This is a genomic window from Pseudomonas sp. B21-040, assembly GCF_024748695.1.
In the GTDB taxonomy this organism is placed as follows: Bacteria; Pseudomonadota; Gammaproteobacteria; order Pseudomonadales; family Pseudomonadaceae; genus Aquipseudomonas.
This window is the reverse complement of record NZ_CP087176.1, coordinates 388,004-413,064: the sequence shown is the minus strand read 5'-3', so window position 1 is coordinate 413,064 and position 25,061 is coordinate 388,004. Positions and strand designations below refer to the sequence as shown.

The 25,061-nt window shown below is 60.1% G+C and carries 24 protein-coding genes and 2 pseudogenes; 21 read left to right on the top strand and 5 right to left on the bottom strand.

What is annotated here, in order from left to right; genetic code table 11:
* Positions 1-164 precede the first annotated feature (164 nt).
* Positions 165-965 carry a thermonuclease family protein gene (locus tag LOY55_RS01905; protein ID WP_223525455.1) on the bottom strand — a complete coding sequence of 267 codons (801 nt, stop codon included), beginning with the start codon at positions 963-965 and terminating at the stop codon, positions 165-167.
* Between the two features lie 14 nt (positions 966-979).
* Positions 980-1,210: a 50S ribosomal protein L31 gene (rpmE, locus tag LOY55_RS01900; protein WP_007899231.1), complete on the bottom strand. Its 231-nt coding sequence runs from the start codon at positions 1,208-1,210 to the stop codon at positions 980-982.
* 201 nt (positions 1,211-1,411) lie between these two features.
* Here rpmE and LOY55_RS01895 point away from each other — a divergent pair, with 201 nt between their 5' ends.
* The 10 genes and pseudogenes from LOY55_RS01895 to LOY55_RS01850 all read left to right on the top strand — a co-directional run bounded on the left by LOY55_RS01895 (position 1,412) and on the right by LOY55_RS01850 (position 14,393).
* Positions 1,412-3,631 (top strand): primosomal protein N', encoded by a 2,220-nt coding sequence (locus LOY55_RS01895; protein WP_077432315.1) that lies wholly within the window; start codon positions 1,412-1,414, stop codon positions 3,629-3,631.
* Positions 3,632-3,854: 223 nt separating this feature from the next.
* Complete coding sequence (gene argS, locus LOY55_RS01890; protein ID WP_223525456.1) at positions 3,855-5,591, top strand: arginine--tRNA ligase; 1,737 nt, start codon at positions 3,855-3,857, stop codon at positions 5,589-5,591.
* Position 5,592: 1 nt separating this feature from the next.
* Positions 5,593-6,303 carry an SPOR domain-containing protein gene (locus tag LOY55_RS01885; RefSeq protein ID WP_109785368.1) on the top strand — a complete coding sequence of 237 codons (711 nt, stop codon included), beginning with the start codon at positions 5,593-5,595 and terminating at the stop codon, positions 6,301-6,303.
* A 248-nt stretch (positions 6,304-6,551) separates the two neighbouring features.
* Positions 6,552-7,082, top strand: coding sequence for an ATP-dependent protease subunit HslV (hslV, locus tag LOY55_RS01880; RefSeq protein ID WP_046031180.1), 531 nt, complete (start codon positions 6,552-6,554; stop codon positions 7,080-7,082).
* A gap of 55 nt (positions 7,083-7,137) precedes the next feature.
* Positions 7,138-8,475, top strand: coding sequence for an HslU--HslV peptidase ATPase subunit (gene hslU / locus LOY55_RS01875; RefSeq protein ID WP_046031181.1), 1,338 nt, complete (start codon positions 7,138-7,140; stop codon positions 8,473-8,475).
* A 119-nt stretch (positions 8,476-8,594) separates the two neighbouring features.
* Entirely contained in the window at positions 8,595-8,966 is a 372-nt protein-coding gene (locus LOY55_RS01870; RefSeq protein WP_223525457.1) for a gamma-butyrobetaine hydroxylase-like domain-containing protein, read from the top strand.
* Between the two features lie 258 nt (positions 8,967-9,224).
* Complete coding sequence (gene phaC / locus LOY55_RS01865) at positions 9,225-10,904, top strand: class II poly(R)-hydroxyalkanoic acid synthase (protein WP_223525458.1); 1,680 nt, start codon at positions 9,225-9,227, stop codon at positions 10,902-10,904.
* 147 nt (positions 10,905-11,051) lie between these two features.
* Positions 11,052-11,906 (top strand): poly(3-hydroxyalkanoate) depolymerase, encoded by an 855-nt coding sequence (phaZ, locus tag LOY55_RS01860; RefSeq protein WP_046031184.1) that lies wholly within the window; start codon positions 11,052-11,054, stop codon positions 11,904-11,906.
* Between the two features lie 125 nt (positions 11,907-12,031).
* A pseudogene (phaC, locus tag LOY55_RS01855) lies at positions 12,032-13,713 on the top strand (class II poly(R)-hydroxyalkanoic acid synthase).
* Positions 13,714-13,772: 59 nt separating this feature from the next.
* Positions 13,773-14,393 (top strand): TetR/AcrR family transcriptional regulator, encoded by a 621-nt coding sequence (locus LOY55_RS01850; protein ID WP_046031186.1) that lies wholly within the window; start codon positions 13,773-13,775, stop codon positions 14,391-14,393.
* A 178-nt stretch (positions 14,394-14,571) separates the two neighbouring features.
* On the opposite strand, the gene LOY55_RS01845 is transcribed toward LOY55_RS01850, so the two are convergent.
* The 3 genes from LOY55_RS01845 to LOY55_RS01835 all read right to left on the bottom strand — a co-directional run bounded on the left by LOY55_RS01845 (position 14,572) and on the right by LOY55_RS01835 (position 16,388).
* On the bottom strand, positions 14,572-15,429 hold the full coding sequence (locus LOY55_RS01845) for a phasin family protein (protein ID WP_223525460.1): 858 nt from the start codon (positions 15,427-15,429) through the stop codon (positions 14,572-14,574).
* 10 nt (positions 15,430-15,439) lie between these two features.
* Positions 15,440-15,862, bottom strand: coding sequence for a phasin family protein (locus LOY55_RS01840; protein ID WP_046031188.1), 423 nt, complete (start codon positions 15,860-15,862; stop codon positions 15,440-15,442).
* Between the two features lie 250 nt (positions 15,863-16,112).
* Positions 16,113-16,388, bottom strand: coding sequence for a polyhydroxyalkanoic acid system family protein (locus LOY55_RS01835; RefSeq protein ID WP_027922116.1), 276 nt, complete (start codon positions 16,386-16,388; stop codon positions 16,113-16,115).
* Positions 16,389-16,543: 155 nt separating this feature from the next.
* On the opposite strand from LOY55_RS01835, the gene ubiE reads away from it, so the two are divergent.
* From ubiE to LOY55_RS31080, 11 genes and pseudogenes are all read left to right on the top strand, one after another.
* Positions 16,544-17,314, top strand: coding sequence for a bifunctional demethylmenaquinone methyltransferase/2-methoxy-6-polyprenyl-1,4-benzoquinol methylase UbiE (gene ubiE, locus LOY55_RS01830; protein ID WP_007948968.1), 771 nt, complete (start codon positions 16,544-16,546; stop codon positions 17,312-17,314).
* Positions 17,314-17,937 (top strand): SCP2 domain-containing protein, encoded by a 624-nt coding sequence (locus tag LOY55_RS01825; RefSeq protein ID WP_046031189.1) that lies wholly within the window; start codon positions 17,314-17,316, stop codon positions 17,935-17,937. Before ubiE ends, LOY55_RS01825 begins: the two co-directional genes overlap by 1 nt.
* On the top strand, positions 17,934-19,538 hold the full coding sequence (gene ubiB / locus LOY55_RS01820) for a ubiquinone biosynthesis regulatory protein kinase UbiB (protein ID WP_046031190.1): 1,605 nt from the start codon (positions 17,934-17,936) through the stop codon (positions 19,536-19,538). The genes LOY55_RS01825 and ubiB overlap by 4 nt, the downstream gene beginning before the upstream one ends.
* An 81-nt stretch (positions 19,539-19,619) precedes the next feature.
* Entirely contained in the window at positions 19,620-20,021 is a 402-nt protein-coding gene (hisI, locus tag LOY55_RS01815) for a phosphoribosyl-AMP cyclohydrolase (RefSeq protein WP_109785365.1), read from the top strand.
* Positions 20,014-20,346 (top strand): phosphoribosyl-ATP diphosphatase, encoded by a 333-nt coding sequence (locus LOY55_RS01810; RefSeq protein ID WP_003220849.1) that lies wholly within the window; start codon positions 20,014-20,016, stop codon positions 20,344-20,346. The genes hisI and LOY55_RS01810 overlap by 8 nt, the downstream gene beginning before the upstream one ends.
* A gap of 25 nt (positions 20,347-20,371) precedes the next feature.
* The gene (locus LOY55_RS01805) at positions 20,372-20,644 is read left to right on the top strand and encodes a twin-arginine translocase TatA/TatE family subunit (RefSeq protein WP_008005062.1); all 273 of its coding nucleotides are present in this window, start codon (positions 20,372-20,374) and stop codon (positions 20,642-20,644) included.
* Between the two features lie 10 nt (positions 20,645-20,654).
* Positions 20,655-21,119 (top strand): Sec-independent protein translocase protein TatB, encoded by a 465-nt coding sequence (gene tatB, locus LOY55_RS01800; RefSeq protein ID WP_223525461.1) that lies wholly within the window; start codon positions 20,655-20,657, stop codon positions 21,117-21,119.
* Between the two features lie 256 nt (positions 21,120-21,375).
* The gene (tatC, locus tag LOY55_RS01795; protein WP_223525462.1) at positions 21,376-22,176 is read left to right on the top strand and encodes a twin-arginine translocase subunit TatC; all 801 of its coding nucleotides are present in this window, start codon (positions 21,376-21,378) and stop codon (positions 22,174-22,176) included.
* Positions 22,173-22,880, top strand: a complete 708-nt coding sequence (locus LOY55_RS01790; protein ID WP_109785362.1) for a 16S rRNA (uracil(1498)-N(3))-methyltransferase — start codon at positions 22,173-22,175, stop codon at positions 22,878-22,880. The genes tatC and LOY55_RS01790 overlap by 4 nt, the downstream gene beginning before the upstream one ends.
* Before the next feature lie 247 nt (positions 22,881-23,127).
* A pseudogene (locus LOY55_RS31085) lies at positions 23,128-24,186 on the top strand (methyl-accepting chemotaxis protein); the annotation flags it as partial.
* On the top strand, positions 24,172-25,044 hold the full coding sequence (locus LOY55_RS31080; RefSeq protein WP_371916745.1) for a methyl-accepting chemotaxis protein: 873 nt from the start codon (positions 24,172-24,174) through the stop codon (positions 25,042-25,044). The pseudogene LOY55_RS31085 and the gene LOY55_RS31080, both read left to right, overlap by 15 nt.
* Positions 25,045-25,061 lie beyond the last annotated feature (17 nt).

Below are 25,061 nucleotides of genomic sequence, written 5' to 3'. Positions count from 1 at the left end.
ACTGTTGGACAGACTGGTCAGCGAGGATACGCGCCTCGCAAAATCCCCACAAGACTGACCGGTCACCCCTGTCAAGCGCCCTGCCCTAAGACTTTGGGCCAAGAGCCACGGAACACAAGGGGTAGACTGTTCACAATCGCTAGAAAAAATGTCTACAATTTTTATTATGGCGTCGCTTGCAGCATCGAAGGATCCGTCAGCGGCAGAAGCCAGCGTGCTTGCCCGGGTTTCAATCCACCGCGACGCGAGCGGTCCTGGACCCAGCCACGCGCCTCAATTTGCGCGCCTTGAAGCGTTTCCAGCGCCGCGACATCGAACCTGTTGAGCATATTGGGTGCAACGCGCAATACAACCGAATCCTGCAACTCGATCCAAACCCCGCCGCGATTGCGCTGAACCTTGCTCACACGACCGCTGAGCACGGCGAACCCGGAAGCCTCGATCTGCTCCGCTTTCAGTACAGGGGATTGCCGCCATATACCAAGCCCGGCCTGACGTGCACTGCGTTCAGCAGCTTGCTGACAGCTGACCAAATCAACATTGGGTGCCACCGCCACTTGAAAACCGAGGCCTTCGGCGAGCATCTGTGCTTCGAGATTGGCACCGTCGGCGCCATAGACATGGGCCAGCGTGCGACCGTAATGGTCCTTGCTTTCTTTACCCGGCAGCAAACCGACGCGTCCATCGCTGGCAGCCACCAGCGCTTCAAGGCGTTTGCGCGCAACCACGGCAAACGGCTCGTCGGAGCGGCCCTGTTTGCCCAGCTCAGGCGTATTCAAACCAATCATGCGCACACTGCGGCCATCGCTCAGGCGCAAGGTGTCGCCATCCACGACCCGCTGCACGGTGACCGACTCCAGCTCGCTCGGCGTCGGGCAGAACGCCTGGGCGCCTGACAGCCAAATCGCGGACACAAAAAAGGCGCCCGCGAGGGACGCCTTTTTCAACAGCAAGGAAAAGCCCATCGGGCCCTTCAACCTTACTCTGCAGCAGCTGGAGCTTTCTTGCCGAAAGCGCCGAAACGGTCTGCGAAGCGCTGTACACGACCGCCAGTATCCAGAGTCTTCTGCTTACCGGTGTAGAACGGGTGGCACTCGTTGCATACGTCGATCGCCAGAGGCTTGGCCAGGTTCGAACGAGTTTCGAACTTGTTGCCACAGCTGCAGGTAACTGCGGTGATTTCGTATGTTGGATGGATATCGGCTTTCATGATGATTCCTCAGGCTAGCGTGCCGCCACTCAACACTATTGTTGAATACCGCACGTAATTAGGCCGCGGATTCTACCAGACCTTTGCAATCGCGCAAGCTGTCGCTTCTACCGACCGTCTGCTAGGCTCCCGACCCATTAAGCGACCCCTACAGATGTATGTGCCAAGCCCTTTTTTGTTAGTTGATCGAGATCCCCCCGCGTGCCCGACGCCATTTTGCGCCTCGCCCTGCCTTCGCCCCTGCGCCGTCTGTTCGATTACCGCGCCCCGGCCGGGGTCCTGCGCGCCCAGCTGCAACCGGGCATGCGCTTGCGGGTGCCGTTCGGTCGTCGGGAAATGATCGGGATACTGGTGGAAGTTACCGACACCAGCGAAGTGCCGGTGGAAAAACTCAAACCGGCCCTGGCCTTGCTGGACGCCACGCCACCGCTACCGGCGGCGCTGTTCAAACTGTGTTTATGGACGTCCCAGTATTACCAGCACAGCCTCGGCGACACCTTGAGCTGGGCGTTGCCGGTATTGTTGCGTCAGGGTGAATTGGCCGAGGCGCGCCAGGAACGCTTCTGGTCCGCGGCGCCCGGCGCCAGCCTCGATGACCCTCGCATCGCCCGCGCCCCGCGCCAACGCGAAGCCTTGGCGACACTGGCCCAGCATCCCCACGGCGTCGCCCATCAGTTGTTGAGCAAACTGATGTTGAGCAAAGACAGTCTGGACTTGCTGCTGGCCAAGGATCTGGTGCAAGTGGAGATTCGCAAGCACGCCCCCGGCGCACGCCACGAACACTGGCTGGCGCAACCGGAATTGCCGCTCAACCCGGAACAGCGCGCAGCCTATGAAGCCATTCGCGCCGGCTTCGACAGTTATCACGCCTTTCTGCTCGCCGGTGTCACGGGCAGCGGCAAGACCGAAGTCTATTTGCAGCTGATCCGCGAAACCCTCGAAGCCGGTAAACAAGCGCTGGTGCTGATCCCGGAGATCAACCTCGGCCCGCAGACCCTGGCGCGCTTCGAGCAGCGCTTCAATGCACGCATCGCGTTGATTCACTCGGCGGTCAATGATCGCGAGCGGCTCGAAGCCTGGCTCGCCGCTCGGGACGGTGACGCCGACATTATTATCGGCACGCGCTCGGCGCTGTTCACGCCGATGAAAAACCCCGGTCTGATCATCATCGACGAAGAGCACGACGGCTCCTATAAACAGCAGGAAGGCTTGCGTTATCACGCCCGTGACCTGGCGTTGGTCCGCGCCCGGCAGGAAAACATCCCGATTGTCCTTGGATCCGCCACGCCTTCACTGGAAAGCCTGCACAACGCCTACACCGGCCGTTACGGCCTCCTACGCCTGAACGAGCGGGCGGGTGGTGCCAAGCAGCCGCGTTTCCTGCGCCTGGATGTAAAAAGTCGCCCGCTGGATAGCGGTATTTCCGGACCGATGCAGCAAGCCATCGGTCAGACGCTGGCAGCCGGCCAGCAAGTATTGGTGTTCCTCAACCGTCGTGGCTTTGCGCCGACTTTGTTGTGTCACGACTGCGGCTGGATGTCTGAATGCCAGCGCTGCGATGCGCGGATGACCGTGCACCAGCGCTCCGGTGAGTTGCGCTGCCACCATTGCGGCTACGTCGAACGCGTGCCCCGGCGCTGCCCGAAATGCAGCAAAGTCGATTTGCGCCCCGTGGGTGCTGGCACCGAGCGCGCCGAGGAACGCCTGGCGATTCTGTTCCCGGACTACCCGGTGCTGAGGGTCGACCGCGACAGCACGTCGCGCAAAGACGCGATGAATCAGCTATTTGCCACCATCCAAAAGGGCCAGCCGTGCATTTTGGTCGGCACGCAAATGCTTGCCAAAGGGCATCACTTTCCACGGGTGACGCTGGTGTCGATTCTCGACGCCGACGGCGGGTTGTACTCCGGTGACTTCCGCGCCAGCGAACGCATGGCGCAGTTGATTGTTCAAGTGGCCGGGCGGGCCGGGCGGGCGGAAGAGCCGGGCAAAGTCATCATCCAGACGCACCTGGCAGACCACCCGCTGCTGGTGCAGTTGACGGAGCAGGGCTATTTCGCATTCGCCGAACAGGCCTTGAGCGAACGTCGCTCGGCGGGCCTGCCGCCCTTCGCACACCTGGCGCTGCTGCGGGCCGAAGCGCACAAGCCGGGGCAGGCCGAAAGTTTCCTGGATGAAGCATGCAGCGAGGCCGAACGTTTGGTGGACGAACAGAATCTTGGCGGAATCGAACTGCTGGGGCCGGTGCCTGCGCCGATGGAACGCCGCGCCGGACGTTATCGTGCACAGCTATTATTGCAGGCCACGGCGCGGGCGCCGCTGCATCGGTTGCTGGCCAGTTGGTTGCTGGTGCTGGAGCAGATGCCGAGCGGACGGGCGGTGCGCTGGTCGCTGGATGTCGATCCTGTCGATTTGTATTGACCTGAAGATCGTCGTTGAATGTGTAGGAGCAAGGCTTGCCCGCGATAGCGATCTCAAGGGCGCCATCGCAGGCAAGCCTTGCTCCTACAAACGAAGACATTTGTCACCACATATCCACATCCTGCCTGCTAAGGTTGGCAAGCCCGCCTTCGCAACGGATAATGCCCAGTTTTTCCACCAGCGCATCGAAGCGCCGCCGCGCTTGCGGTCGAAAGAGAAGACCATGAAAGACACCATTCGCCAGCTGATCCAACAAGCCATCACCCAACTCGTCAACGAAGGTGTGTTGCCTGAAGGCCTGTCGCCGGCGATCCAGGTGGAAAACTCCCGCGACAAGAAGAACGGCGACTTCGCCAGCAACATCGCCATGATGCTGGCCAAACTGGCCGGCATGAAGCCGCGCGACCTGGCCGAGAAAATCATCGCCGCGCTGCCGGCTGATGAAAACATCACCAAAACCGAAATCGCCGGCCCGGGCTTCCTGAACTTCTTCCAGAACACCCAGGCCCTGGCCTCGCGCCTGGATGCCGCGCTGGCCGACAGTCAGATTGGCGTGCGCAAGGCCGGCCCGGCACAGCGCACGGTCATCGACTTGTCGGCACCGAACCTCGCCAAGGAAATGCACGTCGGCCATTTGCGCTCGACCATCATCGGTGACGGTGTCGCGCGAGTCCTGGAATTCCTCGGCGACGAAGTGATCCGTCAGAACCACGTGGGCGACTGGGGCACCCAGTTCGGCATGTTGATGGCGTACCTCCAGGAAAACCCGATCACCAGCGACGAGCTGTCGGACCTGGAAAACTTCTACCGTGCCGCCAAGCAGCGCTTCGACGAATCCGAAGAGTTTGCTGATCGCGCCCGAGGCCTGGTGGTCAAGCTGCAGGCCGGCGACCCGGACTGCCTGGCGCTGTGGACCAAGTTCAAAGACATTTCCCTGTCGCACTGCCAGAAAATCTACGAACTGCTGAACGTCAAACTGACCATGGCCGACGTCATGGGCGAAAGTGCCTACAACGACGACCTGATCAACGTGGTCAACGACCTCAAGGCCGCCGGCATGCTGGTCGAAAGCAACGGCGCCCAGTGCGTGTTCCTCGACGAGTTCAAGAACGCCGACGGCGATCCGCTGCCAGTCATCATCGTGAAAGCGGACGGCGGCTACCTCTACGCCACCACCGACCTGGCGGCCGTGCGTTATCGCAGCGGCAAGCTCAAAGCCGATCGCGCGCTGTACTTCGTCGACCAGCGCCAGGCCCTGCACTTCCAGCAAGTGTTCGCCGTGGCGCGCAAGGCCGGCTTCGTGACGCACCCGATGGAAATGGAACACATGGGCTTCGGCACCATGAACGGTAAAGATGGCCGTCCGTTCAAGACCCGTGACGGCGGCACCGTGAAGCTGATCGACCTGCTGACCGAAGCCCAGGAACGCGCCTACACCCTGGTGAAAGACAAGAATCCAGAGCTGGCCGATGACGAACTGCGCAACATCGCCAAGGTGGTGGGCATTGGCGCGGTCAAATACGCCGACCTGTCCAAGCACCGCACCAGCGACTACAGCTTCAACTTCGAGCTGATGCTGAACTTCGAAGGCAACACCGCGCCTTACTTGCTGTACGCCTACACTCGCGTTGCCGGCGTGTTCCGCAAGCTGGGCAAGGACTTCACCGAAGTCGAAGGCCAGATCGTGCTGGAAGCCGCGCACGAACACGAACTGGCCGCCAAACTGGCGCAGTTCGGCGAAATACTGAACAACGTTTCCGACAAAGGGACGCCGCACATCCTGTGCACCTACCTGTACGATGTGGCCGGCCTGTTCTCCAGTTTCTACGAGAACTGCCCGATCCTGAGCGCCGACACCCCGGCGCAAATGCAAAGCCGTCTGCGCCTCGCCGCACTGACCGGTCGCACACTCAAGCAAGGCCTGGAACTCTTGGGTCTGGAAACTCTGGAGCGTATGTAAGTTGGCTGCCAAGAAAAAACCTGCACCCAAGCGTGGCGCCAGCCGATACCAAGCTCCAGCAAAGCAACCGATCCCGGGTTGGTTGTGGATGGCCATCGGCCTGACGGTCGGCGCGTTCATCGTTTTCCTGATGAAACTGGAACCGGGCAAGGGCAGCGACACGGTCAAGCGCGAGAAGGTGGAGCAGCAACAGAAAGCCACCAAGATCGCCGAGGCCAACAAGACCCCGCCGAGCCCGACGCAACCGGTGAAGCCGAAATACGACTTCTACACCTTGCTGCCGGAATCGGAAGTGATCGTACCGCCGGATGCCGTGCCGGAAAAAACCCTGCCGACGCCACAGGTGCCAGCCATTCCGACCACACCGGTGACACCGGCGGAAGCGGCGAAGATCGACACGGCACGCGCGCAGGCTGCCCTGGCCGGGATAACACCACCGCCACCGCCGCCCGTCACCAAAGCCGCGCCGGTGACCAAGTTCTTCCTGCAGGCGGGCTCGTTCCGCAAAGAGGCTGATGCGGACAAGGTTCGTGCGCAGATCATTCTGCTGGGCCAGGCCGTGGCGGTTGAGTCCGGCACGGTGAAGGATGAGACCTGGTATCGCGTTCTGGTCGGGCCGTTCAGCAACCGCGAACAACTGACCACCGCGCAGAAACAACTGGCCGGCGCAGGCTTTAGCAACCTGTTGTTACAACAACGCCAAAGCCGCTGATTTCCCGGCAGGATCTGTGCGTCATCGTTCATCGCGGGCAAGTCGAATCGTCGCACCGCCGCTCCCACAGGATATGCGCTATCCCTGTGGGAGCGGGCTTGCCCGCGAAAGCGTTCTGATAAACACCACACATCCCATCTGACTCAAACCACTCGTCCCCTCTCCCGCCCCGCAGTTGAAAAATGCGCCACCACCCCCATATGAGTTGGCATAAGGCATTTTCGCCCCGCTGCGTGGAGACTCTTCCCTTGACCACCATCGTTTCAGTTCGCCGCCACGGCAAAGTCGTCATGGGCGGCGACGGCCAGGTTTCTCTCGGCAATACCGTGATGAAAGGCAACGCGAAGAAAGTTCGCCGCCTGTACCACGGCCAGGTCATCGCCGGTTTCGCCGGTGCCACCGCTGACGCCTTCACCCTCTTCGAACGTTTCGAAGGCCAGCTTGAGAAACATCAAGGTCACCTGGTTCGCGCAGCCGTCGAGCTCGCCAAAGAATGGCGCACCGACCGCTCCCTGAGCCGTCTCGAAGCCATGCTCGCCGTTGCCAACAAAGACGCCTCCCTGATCATTACCGGCAATGGCGATGTCGTAGAACCCGAAGAAGGCTTGATCGCCATGGGTTCCGGCGGCGGCTACGCCCAGGCCGCGGCCAGCGCACTGCTCAAGAAGACCGATCTGTCGGCCCGGGAAATCGTCGAAACCGCCCTCGGCATCGCTGCCGATATCTGCGTATTCACCAATCACACCCAGACCATTGAGGAGCAGGACTGCGCCGAGTAAGCCCGTGTTGGCCATCGTGCCACGGCTCATTCTTGCTTGAGGTCCGCTAAATACTATGTCCATGACTCCCCGTGAAATCGTCCACGAACTCAATCGCCATATCATCGGCCAGGACGATGCCAAGCGCGCCGTCGCCATTGCGCTGCGCAACCGCTGGCGCCGGATGCAGCTGCCTGAAGAGCTGCGCGTTGAAGTCACCCCCAAGAACATCCTGATGATCGGCCCGACCGGTGTCGGCAAAACCGAGATCGCTCGTCGCCTGGCCAAACTCGCCAACGCGCCCTTCATCAAAGTTGAAGCGACCAAGTTCACCGAAGTCGGCTATGTCGGCCGCGATGTGGAATCGATCATTCGTGACCTGGCTGACGCAGCCATCAAACTGCTGCGCGAACAGGAAATGACCAAGGTGCGCCACCGCGCCGAAGACGCTGCCGAAGAGCGCATTCTCGACGCCCTGCTGCCACCGGCACGCATGGGTTTCAACAACGACGAAGCACCCTCGGCCGATTCCAACACCCGCCAGCTGTTCCGCAAGCGTCTGCGTGAAGGTCAGTTGGACGACAAGGAAATTGAAATCGAAGTCGCCGAAGTGTCCGGCGTCGACATCTCCGCGCCACCTGGCATGGAAGAAATGACCAACCAGCTGCAAAGCCTGTTCGCCAACATGGGCAAGGGCAAACGCAAGAGCCGCAAGCTCAAGGTCAAGGAAGCGCTGAAACTGGTGCGCGACGAAGAAGCCAGCCGCCTGGTCAACGATGAAGAGCTGAAAGCCAAGGCACTGGAAGCGGTCGAGCAGCACGGCATCGTGTTCATCGACGAAATCGACAAGGTGGCCAAGCGCGGCAATTCCGGCGGTGTCGATGTGTCCCGCGAAGGCGTACAGCGCGATTTGCTGCCGCTGATCGAAGGCTGCACCGTCAATACCAAGCTGGGCATGGTCAAGACCGACCACATCCTGTTCATTGCCTCCGGTGCGTTCCACCTGAGCAAGCCGAGCGACCTGGTGCCAGAGCTGCAAGGCCGCCTGCCGATTCGTGTCGAGCTCAAGGCGCTGACGCCTGAAGACTTCGAGCGCATTCTCAGCGAGCCGCATGCCTCGCTCACCGAGCAATATTGTGCGCTGCTGAAGACTGAAGGCCTGGGCATCGAGTTCCAGCCGAGCGGCATCAAGCGCATTGCCGAGATCGCCTGGCAGGTTAACGAGAAGACCGAGAACATCGGTGCCCGTCGCCTGCACACCTTGCTTGAGCGACTGCTTGAAGAGGTGTCGTTCAGCGCCGGTGATCTGGCCAGTGCCCATGACGACAAGGTGATCCTGATCGACGCCGACTACGTCAACAGCCACCTGGGTGAATTGGCGCAGAACGAAGACCTGTCCCGTTATATCCTGTAAGCCATGTGACCTCCTGTAGGAGCACAGCTTGCTGGCGATGGCGCACTTGAAATCGCCATCGCCGGCAAGCCGTGCTCCTACAGGGGGCTGACCACACGCCTACAGACGGATACCCGGTCATGATCCCCACCGACATCAAACTGCACAAAGCCTCGAAAACCCTGTCGCTGAAATACGCGTCGGGCGAGGAATACACCCTGCCCGCCGAATTTCTTCGCGTGCACTCTCCCTCCGCCGAGGTCCAGGGCCACGGCAAACCTGTCCTGCAATTTGGCAAGATCAACGTAGGCCTGAGCAAGGTAGAACCGGCCGGTCAGTACGCACTGAAATTGACCTTCGATGACGGCCACGACAGCGGCCTGTTCACCTGGGAATACCTCTATGAATTGGCGCGACGTTATGACGCACTTTGGGAGGATTATCTTGCCGAGCTCAAAGCGGCCGGAAAAACCCGCGACCCGAATGAATCCGTCGTCAAGCTGATGCTCTAAGTCAGGCCTCTTGCTCTTTAGAGGGCATTTTCTAATTTCATCTGTTTGAATGCTCCGCTTCTGGGTCAATGATTGGCCTGCTTGCGAAAAAAATTAAACTCGGGTAACCAATGGAGCTGGCAAGTTCCCTGCAGTGCTCTCTGAACTAAAAAGCAGCGATGCAGTATTAACGGTCACCCGAGCAGTAGTACCTGGCATTGGCTGTGTGACTACACCGCTGGTATCAGGTACTCGTCTCAGGACAATGGAGCGTCGTAGATGAGTAACAAAAATAACGATGACTTGAAGACTCAAGCCTCGGAAAACACCTTGGGGCTGAATCCTGTCGTTGGGCTGCGTGGAAAAGATCTATTGGCTTCTGCTCGCATGGTGCTCAGGCAGGCCATCAAACAACCGATTCACAGTGCCAGGCATGTCGCCCATTTCGGCCTTGAACTGAAGAACGTGTTGTTCGGCAAATCCGAACTTCAACCGTCCACCGATGACCGTCGTTTTGCCGATCCGGCCTGGAGCCAAAACCCGCTCTACAAACGTTATTTGCAAACTTACCTGGCGTGGCGCAGGGAGCTCCACGACTGGATCGACGACAGTAACCTTTCACCCAAAGATGTCGCTCGCGGGCATTTCGTGATCAACCTCATGACCGAAGCCATGGCCCCGACCAACACGGCGGCCAACCCGGCGGCGGTCAAACGTTTCTTCGAAACCGGTGGCAAGAGCCTGCTCGACGGCCTCTCGCACCTGGCCAAGGACATGGTGAACAACGGCGGCATGCCGAGCCAGGTCAACATGGGCGCATTCGAAGTCGGCAAGACCCTGGGAGTGACCGAAGGCGCGGTGGTGTTCCGCAATGACGTGCTGGAACTGATCCAGTACAAGCCCACCACCGAGCAAGTGTACGAACGCCCGTTGCTGGTGGTGCCACCCCAGATCAACAAGTTCTACGTGTTCGACTTGAGCCCGGAGAAGAGCCTGGCGCGCTACTGCCTGCGCAGCAATGTGCAGACCTTTATCGTCAGTTGGCGCAACCCGACCAAGGAACAGCGCGAGTGGGGTCTGTCGACCTACATCGAGGCGCTCAAGGAAGCGGTCGACGTAGTCAGCGCTATCACCGGCAGTAAAGACATCAACATGCTCGGCGCCTGCTCCGGTGGCATTACCTGCACCGCGCTGCTGGGCCATTACGCGGCAATCGGCGAGAAAAAGGTCAACGCCCTGACGCTGCTGGTCAGCGTGCTGGACACCACCCTGGACAGCGACGTCGCCCTGTTCGTCGACGAGCAAACCCTGGAATCCGCCAAGCGCCAGTCCTATCAGGCCGGGGTTCTGGAAGGCCGCGACATGGCGAAAGTCTTCGCCTGGATGCGCCCCAACGATTTGATCTGGAACTACTGGGTCAACAACTACCTGCTGGGCAACGAGCCGCCGGTGTTCGACATCCTGTTCTGGAACAACGACACCACACGATTGCCGGCCGCGTTCCACGGCGACCTGATCGAGATGTTCAAAAGTAATCCACTGATCCGCTCCAATGCACTGGAAGTGTGCGGTACGCCGATTGACCTCAAGCAAGTCACCGCCGACATCTATTGCCTGGCTGGCACCAGCGACCACATCACCCCGTGGAAGTCCTGCTACAAGTCAGCGCAACTGTTCGGTGGCAAGGTCGAGTTCGTGCTGTCGAGCAGCGGGCATATCCAGAGCATTCTGAACCCGCCAGGCAACCCGAAATCGCGCTACATGACCAGCACCGAAATGCCGGTCAAGGCCGAAGACTGGCAAGAAAACTCCACCAAGCACACCGATTCCTGGTGGCTGCACTGGCAGGCATGGCAAGCCGAACGATCGGGCAAGCTGAAAAAATCCCCGACGGTTCTGGGCAACAAAACCTATGTCGCGGCCGAGGCGGCACCGGGCACTTATGTGCATGAGCGGTAACTGACACACCTCGCGCCCCTGTAGGAGCCGAGCTTGCTCGCGAAGGCGGCAGCACAGTCAATATTGCTGAGCCTGCCCCACCGCTATCGTGAGCAAGCTCAACGCCTACAGAGGATCGGGGATGAATTAACCCACAGGGCTTGAAGCATGCCGCAACCGTTCATCTTTCGTACTGTCGACCTGGATGGCCAGACCCTCCGCACGGCAGTACGCCCCGGCAAGCCTCACTTGACGCCCTTGCTGATTTTCAACGGCATCGGCGCCAACCTGGAGCTGGTGTTTCCGTTCGTCGCGGCACTGGACCCAGACCTGGAAGTCATTGCTTTTGACGTACCCGGTGTCGGTGGTTCATCCACGCCGAACCGGCCTTATCGTTTCCCGGGCCTGGCGAAACTCACGGCACGCATGCTCGACTATCTTGACTACGGACAAGTCAACGTCATCGGTGTGTCCTGGGGTGGCGCCCTCGCCCAGCAGTTCGCGTATGACTACCCCGAGCGCTGCAAGAAACTCGTGTTGGCGGCCACGGCGGCCGGCGCGGTGATGGTGCCGGGCAAACCGAAAGTACTGTGGATGATGGCCAGCCCACGGCGCTACATCCAGCCGTCTCATGTCATCCGCATTGCTCCGATGATCTATGGCGGCTCGTTCCGTCGCGATCCCACCCTGGCGGCCAGCCACGCGGCGAAAGTCCGTTCGGCAGGCAAGCTCGGGTATTACTGGCAGCTGTTTGCCGGTCTTGGCTGGACCAGCATTCACTGGCTGCACAAGATCAACCAGCCGACCCTGGTATTGGCCGGCGACGACGACCCACTGATCCCGTTGATCAACATGCGCATGCTCGCCTGGCGTATTCCCAACGCCCAGTTGCACATCATCGATGACGGGCATTTGTTCCTGATTACCCGCGCCGAGGCGGTGGCACCGATCATCATGAAATTCCTCGAAGAGGAACGTCAGCGCGCCGTCATGCACCCACATCCGTCGCCATTGAGCGGTTAATTCGGGAATTTGTTTACCCAAACAGGCAGGCAGGACGCCACGCCGCGCAACAACCCACAACAGCGACTATGGTGATCTGGTTCTGTTTGTTTGTTTTTGGCTTGAAGACGAAGGAGTGTTGAGACATGCGCGAAAAACCAGCGAGAGACGCTTTGCCCACTCCCGCCGCGTTCATCAACGCACAGAGTGCGATTACCGGCCTGCGCGGCCGGGATCTGATTTCGACCCTGCGCAGTGTCGCGGCCCATGGCTTGCGCAACCCGGTGCACAGCGCCCGCCACGCCTTGAAGCTGGGCGGCCAGCTAGGTCGCGTATTGCTGGGTGAAACCTTGCACCCGACCAACCCGAAGGACAGTCGTTTCAACGACCCTGCGTGGAGCCTCAACCCTTTTTACCGACGCAGCCTGCAGGCCTACCTGAGCTGGCAGAAACAGGTGAAAAGCTGGATCGACGACAGCGCGATGTCGGCCGACGATCGTGCCCGCGCGCACTTTGCGTTTGCCTTGCTCAATGACGCGGTGTCGCCAACCAACACGTTGCTCAATCCATTGGCGATCAAGGAGATCTTCAATTCCGGCGGCAACAGCCTGGTGCGCGGTATCAGCCATCTGGTCGACGACCTCTTGCACAATGACGGCCTGCCTCGGCAAGTCACCAAGCAAGCGTTCGAAGTGGGTAAAACCGTGGCCACCACGACTGGCGCCGTGGTGTTTCGCAACGAGCTGCTGGAACTGATCCAGTACAAGCCGATGAGTGAAAAACAGTATTCCAAACCACTGCTGGTGGTGCCGCCGCAGATCAACAAGTACTACATTTTCGACCTCAGCCCGCATAACAGTTTCGTCCAGTACGCCCTGAAGAATGGCTTGCAAACCTTCATGATCAGTTGGCGCAATCCGGATGTGCGTCATCGCGAATGGGGGCTGTCGACGTACGTTGAAGCCGTGGAAGAAGCGATGAATGTCTGCCGGGCGATCACCGGCGCCCGCGAGGTGAACCTGATGGGTGCCTGCGCCGGCGGGCTGACCATCGCCGCGCTGCAAGGCCACTTGCAGGCCAAGCGACAGCTGCGGCGAGTGTCCAGCGCGACCTATCTGGTGAGCTTGCTCGACAGTCAAATGGACTCCCCGGCAACGCTTTTTGCCGACGAACAGACCCTTGAGGCGGCCAAGCGCAAGTCGTATCAAAAAGGCGTGCTGGAAGGTCGCGACATGGCGAAGGTGTTCGCCTGGATGCGTCCCAACGATTTGATCTGGAGCTACTTCGTCAATAACTACCTGCTCGGCAAAGAACCGCCAGCGTTCGACATCCTCTACTGGAACAACGACAACACTCGGCTGCCGGCAGCCTTTCATGGTGATCTGCTGGACTTCTTCAAGCACAACCCGCTGAGTCATCCGGGCGGCCTTGAAGTGTGCGGCACCCCATCGACTTGCAGAAAGTCACCGTCGACAGCTTCAGCGTCGCGGGCATCAACGACCACATCACGCCGTGGGATGCGGTGTATCGCTCGACCCTGCTGCTGGGTGGCGAACGACGCTTCGTCTTGTCCAACAGCGGTCACGTACAAAGCATTCTCAACCCGCCAAGCAATCCGAAAGCCAACTACGTCGAGAGCGCAAAACTGAGCAGCGATCCGCGGGCCTGGTACTACGACGCCAAGCAAGTCGACGGCAGTTGGTGGTCGCAGTGGCTGGAGTGGATTCAGCAACGTTCCGGGGCACAAAAAGAAACTCACATGACCCTCGGCAATCAGAACTACCCCCCGCAGGAGGCAGCACCCGGTACCTACGTGCGTGTGCGCTGACGTTCAACCCACCACGGCCGACGCCGGCCGTGGCCTGACTCGACCATTAAGAAGACTGGATGAAAACCCGCGACCGGATTCTCGAATGTGCCTTGCAGTTGTTCAATCACAAAGGCGAACCGAACGTCTCCACCATGGAAGTTGCCAACGAGATGGGCATCAGCCCCGGCAATCTCTACTACCACTTTCACGGCAAGGAACCGCTGATTCTCGGGTTGTTCGAGCGTTTCCAGACCGAGCTGGCGCCGCTGCTCGACCCACCCGCCGATGTGGAACTGGGACCAGACGATTACTGGCTGTTCCTGCACTTGATTGTCGAACGGCTGGCGCACTACCGGTTTCTGTTCCAGGACCTGTCGAACCTCGCCGGGCGCCTGCCGAAACTGGCCAAGGGCATACGCAATTTGCTCAATGCGCTGAAGCGCACACTGGCTTCATTGCTGGCGCGGTTGAAGGCTCAAGGGCAGTTGGTCAGTGACACCCAGGCGTTAGGGCAGTTGGTGGAACAGATCACCATGACGCTGCTGTTCTCGCTGGATTACCAACGGATTCTGGAGGGTGAAGGTGAAGTGCGGCTGGTGGTGTACCAGATCATGATGCTGGTGGCGCCGCACTTGCTGCCGCCGATCAAGGTCGCGACGGAGCAGATGGCCCTGCAATATCTCGAAGTCCACGACTAACCTTGTAGGAGCCGAGCGTGCTCGCGATGGCGTCGTGTCAGTCGATATTAAATTGGGCTGACACACCGCCATCGCGAGCAAGCTCGGCTCCTACCAAGGGCTGCGTCGCTCATTGAACCGTGCACAAACAAAAACGCCCGACCTTGGCAGGTCGGGCGTTTTTTTGAGCCCCGGGTTATCAGGACTGACTGGTTGGCGTCGATGGAGCTGGCGCGACAGTCGGGGTAACAGCAGGGGTTGGCGCAGTCGCGGAGTTCGATGCGCTGACCGGTGCTGTCGGGGTTGCCGGTTTGGCAGCCGCAACGGCTGGTTTTGCAACGGCTTTCGGTGCGGCCGGTTTTTTCACTGCCGGCTTCTTCGCTGCAGCAGGTTTTGCTGCCGGTTTGGCGGCTGCGGTTTTGACAGCCGGTTTAGCCGCTGGCTTAGCGGCCGCTTTGGCGGCGACCGGCTTGGCCGCTGGCTTGGCTGCTGCAGGTTTGGCGGCGGCAGTCTTGGCAGCTGGCTTGGCCGCTGCTTTCGCGGCTGGTTTGGCAGCCGGTTTAGCGGCAGCTTTGGCCAGTGGCTTGGCAGCCGATTTAGCAGCCGGTTTGGCCGCCGCGGTTTTCGCCGCAACAGGCGCAACCTTGGCACCGGTGAGTTTTTCGATTTGCTTGGTCAGGGTGTCGACCTTGCTGTGCAGTGCTTTGACTTCGTTGCGGCTCGGGACACCGAGGCGCGAAATGGCGCTGTTCAGACGCTTGTCGAAAGCCCCTTCCAGTTCATCCCACTTGCCCAGCGCACGATCTTTCACGCCGCTGATGCGCGACTTGGCCGACGAAGCAGAATCCTTGGCGGCGTCGACTTTCTTGCCAACAGCGCTCTTGGTGAGCTTCTCGGCTTTCTCGCCGTCTTTGACCAATGTATCGAAGAGCTTGCTGCCGTCAGTGTCGATCTTCGAGTACACGCCTAAACCAGCCAGCCAGATTTTGCGGGAGTAGTCTTCGACTTTCCCGATCCACGAGCTGCCTTCTTTTTCGGTGTTCTTTTTAACAGCCATCCCGTTCTCCTTAAGATTTACGCGCGACGTTTTCGAGCAATGCCGTCAGCTCATCGAGCTTAGCAGAGAGTGTCTCAACGTCATGTTTAGACGGAATGCCGATACGATTCAAGGCACTTGCGACACGCGAGTCAAAAGCCTTCTCGACCTTGTCGAGTTGAACTTCGACCTTGCCTTTGAAAGTGCTCACTTCACTCTTGGCTTCATCGATCTCGGCATTAGCGGCTTCAAGTTTCTCAGCCACTACTTTTTTGCCTTTCTTTTCAACAGTTTGACCAGCCTTGATCAACTCTTGAAAGTAATCGCTGCCCTCTTGGCCGACCTTGGCGTAGGCACCCAGGCCTGCCAGCCAGATCTTGCGGGCATAGGATTTGACGTCGCCCAGAGCAGTGGTCGATGCGTCGATTTTTTTCTTCAGAATAACTTTGGCCATGGTGCACCTCACGCGCAGAAGGTTTGAGGAACTGCCCGGATAAGTGTCGGGCTCAGGCACAAAGTAGGGAGAAAAATTAGAAACGGCACCCTAACAACTGACATAAACCAGTGGTGCCACACACCTCGACCTGTAGGAGCCGAGCTTGCTCGCGATAGCCCCTCATCATTCAAAATGGATGTGGACTGACACACCGCCATCGCGAGCAAGCTCGGCTCCTACAGGGACTGCCTTCAAAAATCGATGCAGGTCACACCAACGCTTTATCCAGCGCCTTCTCGATTTCCGATTTAATCATGCCGCTCATGGCCGACATCATCAGGCCCAGCTCGACATCGACGCGGATCGAATCTTCGCTGACATGCACCGCGCCTTTCACGCCGGAGCGCTTGAGGTTCAAGGTGTCACCCGACCACTGCGGCTCCAGGCCATATTGATCGGACAATTTCTGCGCCAGCTTGTCGGCCTTCTCGCGAGCCGCTTCCTTACCCAGGCCGTGGGCGCGTTCAACACTAATACGGGCCATCAAATGACTCCTGCTTTATGAATGCTTGGTCGGTAAATCCTGACCGCGGGTGCGGCAAAACGTCCCGAGGGTGATCCATCTTACCTTCAGCCTTGCCAAGACAAAGCATCCCTTGGGGATTAGAATGTCCCGCATTCTCTTCTGGTGACAGCGATATGACTGATCAGCGCAAAGGCAGCGATGCCGAACCCACCACGCACTTCGGTTTCAAAAACGTTCCGGAAAGCCAAAAAGCGGAAAAAGTCGCTGAGGTTTTCCATTCGGTAGCCGCCAAGTACGACTTGATGAACGACCTCCTGTCGGGCGGCATGCACCGCTTGTGGAAGCGTTTCGCAATCGAGCTTTCGGGCGTGCGCACCGGTAATCGCGTGTTGGACATCGCCGGCGGCACAGGCGACCTGACCAAAAAATTCTCGCACCTCGTTGGCCCGACGGGCCAGGTCGTGCTGGCCGACATCAACGAATCGATGCTCAAGGTCGGACGTGATCGCCTGCTGGACCTCGGTGTCGCCGGCAACGTCGAATTCGTTCAGGCCGACGCTGAAAAACTGCCGTTCCCGGACAATCACTTCGACTGCGTGACCATCGCCTTCGGCCTGCGCAACGTGACGCACAAAGAAGACGCCCTGCGTTCGATGCTGCGCGTACTCAAGCCTGGCGGTCGCCTGTTGGTGCTGGAGTTCTCCAAACCGACCAACGCGCTGATGTCCAAAGCCTACGATGCTTACTCGTTCGCCTTCATGCCGTTGATGGGCAAGCTGATCACCAACGACTCGGAAAGCTATCGCTACCTGGCCGAATCGATCCGCATGCACCCGAATCAGGAAACCCTGAAATCGATGATGGTCGAGGCCGGTTTCGACCGCGTGACCTACCACAACATGACCGCAGGCATCGTCGCCCTGCACCGCGGCATCAAACCCTGATGTTGCTGGCCGGCCTGCTCGCCAGCGTTGAACTCGGCCTGAACCGGGTGCTGCGTCTCGACAGCACGGCGCTGCCACGGCTGGCGCATTTGAGCGGCCGGGTGATAGCCATCGATTGCCGCAGCCCGGCATTGCAGCTGTTCATCCTGCCCAGCGACGAAGGCCTGATGCTCGCTTCCCACTGGGAAACCGGCGTTGATTGCACCTTGCGTGCACCGGCCTCAAGCCTGCTGAAACTGGCGATGAGCAAGGACAAGACCTCGGTCCTGCATGGCCCTGAAGTCGAACTCGACGGAGACAGCGGCGTGCTGCTGGAACTGGCGGCGATCCTTCAGGACCTCGAGCTGGATTGGGAGTATGAACTCTCGCGCTGGCTCGGCCCGGTGGCGACGCAACTGATCGGTGGTCACCTGCGCAGTCGCGCTCGCTGGTATCAGCAAGGGTTCATCAGCCTGGGGCAAAACCTGGGCGAATACCTGGCTGAAGAATCGCGAACCCTCGTCGGTCAGCGCGAAGCCGAAGCCCGTTTCAGTGAACTGGACCAGATCAAACTCGATCTGGAACGTCTCGAGGCGCGCTTCGAGCGCCTTTCCCGATCCCTCGACCCAAGCGATAACGCATGAAGCTGCTTGCCGTCCGCCGTTTGTTGCGCATCCAGCGCGTTGTGATTCGTTACCGTCTCGATGACCTGCTGTTCGCCCTGCCGCTGCCCTGGTTCCTGCTGGCGCTGCGTTACGCGTTGCCATGGCGCTGGTTCCCGCGCAAGACGCTGGACTTGAGCCGCGGCGCGCGATTGCGCCTGGCGCTGCAGGACCTCGGGCCGATTTTCATCAAGTTCGGGCAGATTCTGTCCACCCGCCGTGACCTGCTGCCGGAAGACATCGCCGATGAGCTGATGAAGCTGCAGGACCGCGTGCCGCCGTTCGACTCGCAAGTGTCGGTCAAACTGATCGAAGAACAGCTCGGCAAAAAGATCAGTGAAGTGTTCAGCCGCTTCGATGTCGAGCCACTGGCTTCCGCCTCGGTGGCGCAGGTGCATGCCGCGCAGTTGAAAACCGGCGAAGAAGTGGTGGTCAAGGTAATTCGCCCGGGCCTCAAACCGGTCATCGCCCAGGATCTGGCGTGGCTGTTCATTCTCGCCCGCGCCGCTGAAAAGCTCTCGGCCGACGCGCGTTTGCTGCACCCGGTGGACGTGGTCCAGGACTACGAAAAAACCATCTACGACGAACTCGATCTGCTGCGCGAGGCGGCGAACGCCAGCCAGTTGAAGCGCAACTTCGAAGGCTCGCCGCTGCTGTACGTGCCGCAAGTCTATTGGGACTGGTGCCGGCCGAAAGTGTTGGTGATGGAGCGCATCTACGGCATCCAGGTCACCGACCTGACGACCCTGGCCGACCAGCGTACCGACATGAAAATGCTCGCCGAACGCGGTGTGGAGATCTTCTTCACGCAAGTGTTCCGCGACAGTTTCTTCCATGCCGACATGCACCCCGGCAACATCTTCGTCAGCACCGTGAACCCGTGGAGCCCGCAATACATCGCGATCGACTGCGGCATCGTCGGCAGCCTGACCCCGGAAGACCAGGATTACCTGGCGCGCAACCTGTTCGCCTTCTTCAAGCGTGATTACCGGCGCGTGGCGCAGTTGCACATCGATTCGGGCTGGGTGCCGGCGGAAACCAAACTCAACGAATTCGAAGCGGCGATCCGTACGGTGTGCGAGCCGATTTTCGAAAAACCGTTAAAGGATATTTCCTTCGGTCAGGTGTTGATGCGCCTGTTCCAGACCGCCCGACGCTTCAACATGGAAGTGCAGCCGCAACTCGTTCTGCTGCAAAAGACCCTGTTGAACATCGAAGGCCTGGGCCGCCAGTTGTACCCGGACCTCGATCTGTGGAACACCGCGCAGCCGTTCCTCGAGCGCTGGATGCGCGAGCGCGTCAGCCCCAAAGCCTTGCTCGGCAACGTGCAGAGCCAGTTTGAACAGCTGCCGCACCTGGCCAATATGGCCCGCGACCTGCTGGAGCGCATGTCTCAACCCCACGCGTACGACCCGCCGCCACCGTGGCATCGACGCCGCGACGACTGGTTCCTGCGGTTGCTCGGTACGGCCCATCTGGCCGGTGGCGCGATACTCGCCGCTGGCGGGCCACTGAACCAGTTGGCCTACTGGCCGGCGGGAATCATGATGGCCGTCGGTTTGTATCTGGTCGTTCGCCGATAGCCAGTTGTGTTACGCACTGGCACACTGTTTCAACGCCTGGGCTTGACTATTGAAGTGTGGAGCCCGCTGTCGGAGTCGAAGATGAAAAACTGGCTGGACGAGATCAAGTGGGACGCCGACGGCCTGGTGCCCGCGATTGCCCAGGATCACAAGACCGGGCGCGTCCTGATGATGGCCTGGATGAACCGCGAAGCGCTGGAACTGACCGCTGCCGAGAACCGCGCCATCTACTGGTCGCGCTCGCGTGGCAAGCTGTGGCGCAAGGGCGAAGAGTCCGGCCACGTACAAACCCTGCACGAGATGCGTCTGGACTGTGACGCCGACGTGATCATCCTGATGGTCGAGCAGATCGGCGACATCGCGTGCCACACCGGTCGCCAGAGCTGCTTCTACCGCGTATACGAAAACGGCGACTGGACAACCGTCGACCCGGTTCTGAAAGATCCGCACGCCATCTATTCCGCAGGACACGCACATGAGTGACACTCTGACCCGTCTGGCCCAAGTGCTGGAAGAGCGCAAAGGCGCCGCCGCCGACAGCTCGTATGTCGCCAGCCTGTACCACAAGGGCTTGAACAAGATTCTGGAAAAAGTCGGCGAAGAGTCGGTCGAGACCATCATTGCCGCCAAGGATGCCGCCATCAGCGGTGACTGCAGCGATGTGATCTACGAGACCGCCGATTTGTGGTTCCACAGCATGGTCATGCTCGCCCAACTGGGGCAGCATCCACAGGCTGTACTCGATGAACTGGACCGTCGTTTCGGTCTCTCCGGACACGTCGAGAAAGCCTCGCGTCCGTCCGCCTGAATAACTATTAGAGAGGAGCTGCAACATGGGCATTTTTGACTGGAAACACTGGATCGTCATCCTGGTTGTTGTCGTGTTGGTATTCGGCACCAAGAAACTGAAGAACCTCGGCACGGACGTTGGCGAGTCGATCAAGGGCTTCAAGAAAGCCATGAACGACGACGAAAAACCGGCCGATCCGACCGCCACGCCGTCTCAACCAGTACCGCCGGTGCAGCCACAGGCCTCGGTAAACCAGCCGCACACCATCGATGTGCAGGCGCAAAAAGTCGAAGAGCCGATCCGCAAAGACGTGTGAGCACAGACTAATGTTTGGTATCAGCTTCTCTGAACTGCTGCTCGTCGGCCTCGTTGCCCTGCTCGTGCTGGGTCCTGAGCGCCTGCCGGGTGCTGCGCGCACCGCCGGCCTGTGGGTTGGGCGCTTGAAGCGCAGTTTCAATGCAATCAAACAGGAAGTTGAACGTGAAATCGGTGCCGACGAAATTCGTCGGCAACTGCACAACGAGCACATTCTGTCGCTGGAACAGGAGGCGCGGAAGATCTTCACGCCGACCCAGCAGGAGCCGACGCCGGTGGAGCACGTGGGAGAGCAGACGATTCATGCACCTGCCGCCGCCACTGAACCAACACCAGCACCTGCGCCTGCATCGGTAATAGCGACAGCTGAACCTGCGCCCGTTGTTCCAGCGACGCCGGTTGAGCCGGTTGCTCTTGCCGCCGCACCGACAGCGCCGGCCCCTCATGACCCCACACTGCCGCCGCGAGCCCCATGACAAGGGCCTGTCATCGGTCATTTCCTGTGTCGCGTTGTCGCCTGAAAGCGGGCCAGGCAAGGCGTAGGCCGCAGGGAATGGTTGTTCCCTTTCCAAGGCCTACAACGCAGCCTGGCCCGCTTTCAGGCACAACCCGGAGGGCCGGCCTGTATTTGCGCAGGGCTGCGTTACTCGTCGCTTATTTGAAACGCCAAACTACGCTTCTCGCGCCTTGCCCTGCGCAAATACAGGCTCGGCGCGACACAGGAAATGACCGATGACAGGCCCTACTCTCCCCGAAAACGACCAGCACATGCCGCTGGTTTCGCACCTCACCGAGTTGCGTACCCGCCTGCTGCGTTGCGTAGCGGCGATTTTCATCATCTTCGCCGGGTTGTTTGCCTTCACCCAGCAGATCTACACCTTCGTCTCCACGCCGCTGCGCGCGTACCTGCCTGCTGGCGCGACGATGATTGCCACCGACGTGTCGTCGCCGTTCCTGACGCCGCTGAAGCTGACCATGATGGTCTCGCTGTTCCTGGCGATCCCGGTGATCCTGCATCAGATCTGGGGCTTCATCGCACCGGGCCTGTACAAGCATGAAAAGCGCATTGCCGTGCCATTGCTGGTGTCCAGCATCCTGCTGTTCTACACCGGCATGGCGTTCGCCTATTACCTGGTCTTCCCGCTGATCTTCAAGTTCTTCGCTGCCGCCACCCCGGCCGGCGTGGAAATGATGACCGACATCACCAGTTACCTCGATTTCGTCATGACGCTGTTCTTCGCCTTTGGCGTGGCATTCGAAATCCCGGTGGCCGTGGTGCTGTTGGTGTGGATCGGCGTGGTCGACGTCAAATACCTGAAGAAAATCCGCCCATACGTGGTCATTGGCTGCTTCGTGGTCGGCATGATCCTGACGCCGCCGGACATCTTCTCGCAGACGCTGTTGGCAGTTCCGATGTGGCTGCTGTTCGAGATCGGCATCCTGTTTGGCAGCCTGGTCAGCAAGCGCGGCGAGCACCCGGACGATCAACCGGCTGACGACAACAACGACCAGCCGCCAGCAACCCAACCGTGAACCTGCTGCTGCTCGAAGAAGCCGATTTCATTGCGGCCGACCGGGTGATCCTGCGTGATCGCCGGTTGACGCACATGCAGGAAGTCCACCGCTGTGAAGTCGGTGACAACATGCGCGTCGGACGGATCGGCGGTTTGATGGGGGCAGCCGAAGTGCTGCGCCTGGACGCCAATGAAGCCGAGTTGCGTGTCACGCTGGACCAATCGCCCCCGACCAAGCTGCCGTTGACCCTGGTATTGGCCCTGCCACGCCCGAAAATGCTGCGCAGGGTGTTTCAGACCGTGGCCGCCATGGGTGTGCCGCGCATCGTCCTGGTGAACAGCTATCGCGTCGAGAAGAGCTTCTGGCAAACCCCGTTTCTGGAGCCCGAAGCGATTCGTGAGCAACTGATCCTCGGCCTCGAACAGGCCCGGGACAGTGTGCTGCCGGAAATCGTCATCGAAAAGCGCTTCAAGCCGTTCGTTGAGGACCGTTTGCCGGCAATCACCGAGGGCACCCTTGGCCTCGTTGGCCACCCCGGCAATTACCCGCCCTGCCCCCGTGGGCTAGACGAACCGGTGACGCTGGCCATCGGCCCCGAAGGTGGCTGGATCCCCTACGAGATCGACCTGCTGGGCAAGGCCGGCCTGCAACCGGTGCAACTCGGCGAGCGCATCCTGCGTGTCGAAACCGCCGTCACCGCGCTGCTCGCCCGCCTCTTCTAACCCCGACTACCTTGTAGCAGCTGGCGAAGCCTGCGTTCGGCTGCGAAGCAGTCGTCAATCCGGACAACTCGGACTACCTGAAACACCGCGGTGTCTGATTTCACGACTGCTTCGCAGCCGAACGCAGGCTTCGCCAGCTGCTACAGGGACTGTGATCGTCGCAAGTCCTTTTCCGCCCTACAGATTCTCTTTCGCCTGCCGATACAGTTCCCACAAAACCAAAATCAGTGGTCCAGGGAGTTGCAGCATGTACCAATGGCTAGCCGAGAATCTGGGAAACGTCAGCGTCAATCGCAAACTGGGAATCGGTTTCGGCCTGGTGCTGCTGCTTACCCTATCGATCACCGTCACCGGCTGGACCGGCCTGAGTGATGTGACGAGCCGCGGCGACAAGCTTGGGTTCATTGCCAGCCTCAATGACCTGACCAAAGACCTGCGCATCGCCCGCCTGGACTATGAGATGCGCCGCGGAGAACAAGGCCCGGGGGCGGTTAACGACAAGCTTGCGCAACTCGATACCGGCCTGCAAAGCGCCCGCAAAATGATCGAACAACCGGCTGATGCAGCGATGGTCGACCAGCAACTGGCCGCCGTCAGCCAGTACAAACAAGCGTTCGCCGCCATGACTCAGGCAGGCGCCAACCGCGAAGACGCCCGCAGCAAACTCGGCGCCACGGCCGATAATGCCGTGGCCCGCGTCGCTGAAGTCGAGAAGTCCCTGTTACAGGGCGATAGTGTTGCCGACTTCAATAGCGTGATTGATCTGAGCAAACTGATCCAGCAAGCGCGCTTCCAGGTCCGCGGCTACACCTATAGCGGCAAGGCCGAAGCTGAACAGCCAGCGCTGGATGCCATCGACAACGCCCTGAAAAACCTCGAAAGCCTGCCGTCCAAATTGCCGGAGCAGCACATCGCCAACCTGCAACAGGCCACCGACTCGCTCAAGGCCTACCGCGCCGCCGTCAGCCAGTACCGCGACTCACAGGTCGCCAGCGCTGCCGCGCTCAAAACCATGGCTGCGCAAGGTGACATCCTGCTCGACGTCAGCAAAAAACTCACCGTGTCGCAAACCATTGTTCGCGATACCGATGCCGCACACGCCAAGAACATGCTGCTGCTGGCCACGGCTCTGGCCCTGGTCTTTGGCATGATTGCCGCTTGGGCGATCACCCGTCAGATCGTTATCCCGCTGAGCCAGACCCTGAAAGTCGCTGAGCGCGTCGCAGCAGGCGACCTGACTCACAACCTGACCTCCAAACGTCGCGACGAACTCGGCCAGCTCCAGCGCGCCATGCAGAGCATGATTCTGGGCCTGCGCGAACTGATCGGCGGCATCAGCGACGGCGTCACGCAAATCGCCAGCGCCGCCGAAGAGTTGTCGGCCGTCACCGAGCAGACCAGTGCCGGGGTCAACAGCCAGAAGGTCGAAACCGACCAGGTGGCCACCGCCATGAACGAAATGACCGCGACCGTGCAAGAAGTGGCGCGCAACGCCGAGGAAGCCAGCGAAGCCGCTGTCGCCGCCGATCAGCAAGCCCGCGAAGGTGACAAAGTGGTCGGCGAAGCCATCGCCCAGATCGAACGCCTGGCCCTCGAAGTCGGCAACTCCACTGCCGCGATGGGCGACCTCAAGCGCGAAAGTGACAAGATCGGCAGCGTGCTCGACGTGATCAAATCCGTGGCCCAGCAAACCAACCTGCTGGCCCTCAACGCCGCCATCGAAGCTGCCCGTGCCGGTGAGGCCGGACGGGGTTTTGCGGTGGTGGCCGATGAAGTTCGCAGCCTGGCGCAACGCACCCAGAAGTCCACCGAAGAAATCGAAGAGCTGATCGTCGGCCTGCAAGCCGGCACCCAGCAAGTCGCGACCATCATGGACAACAGCCGCACCCTGACCGACAGCAGCGTCGAACTGACCCGCCGCGCCGGCGGCTCACTGGAAAGCATCACCCGCACCGTGTCGGCCATTCAGACGATGAACCAGCAGATTGCCGCCGCTGCCGAGCAGCAAACCGCCGTGGCCGAGGAGATCAACCGCAGCGTGCTTAACGTGCGCGACGTGTCCGAACAAACCTCGGCCGCCAGCGAAGAGACCGCGGCCTCCAGCATTGAGCTGGCACGGCTGGGGACGCATCTGCAGATGCTGGTGGGCAAGTTCAAGGTTTGAGGGGGTGTTTTGACCTC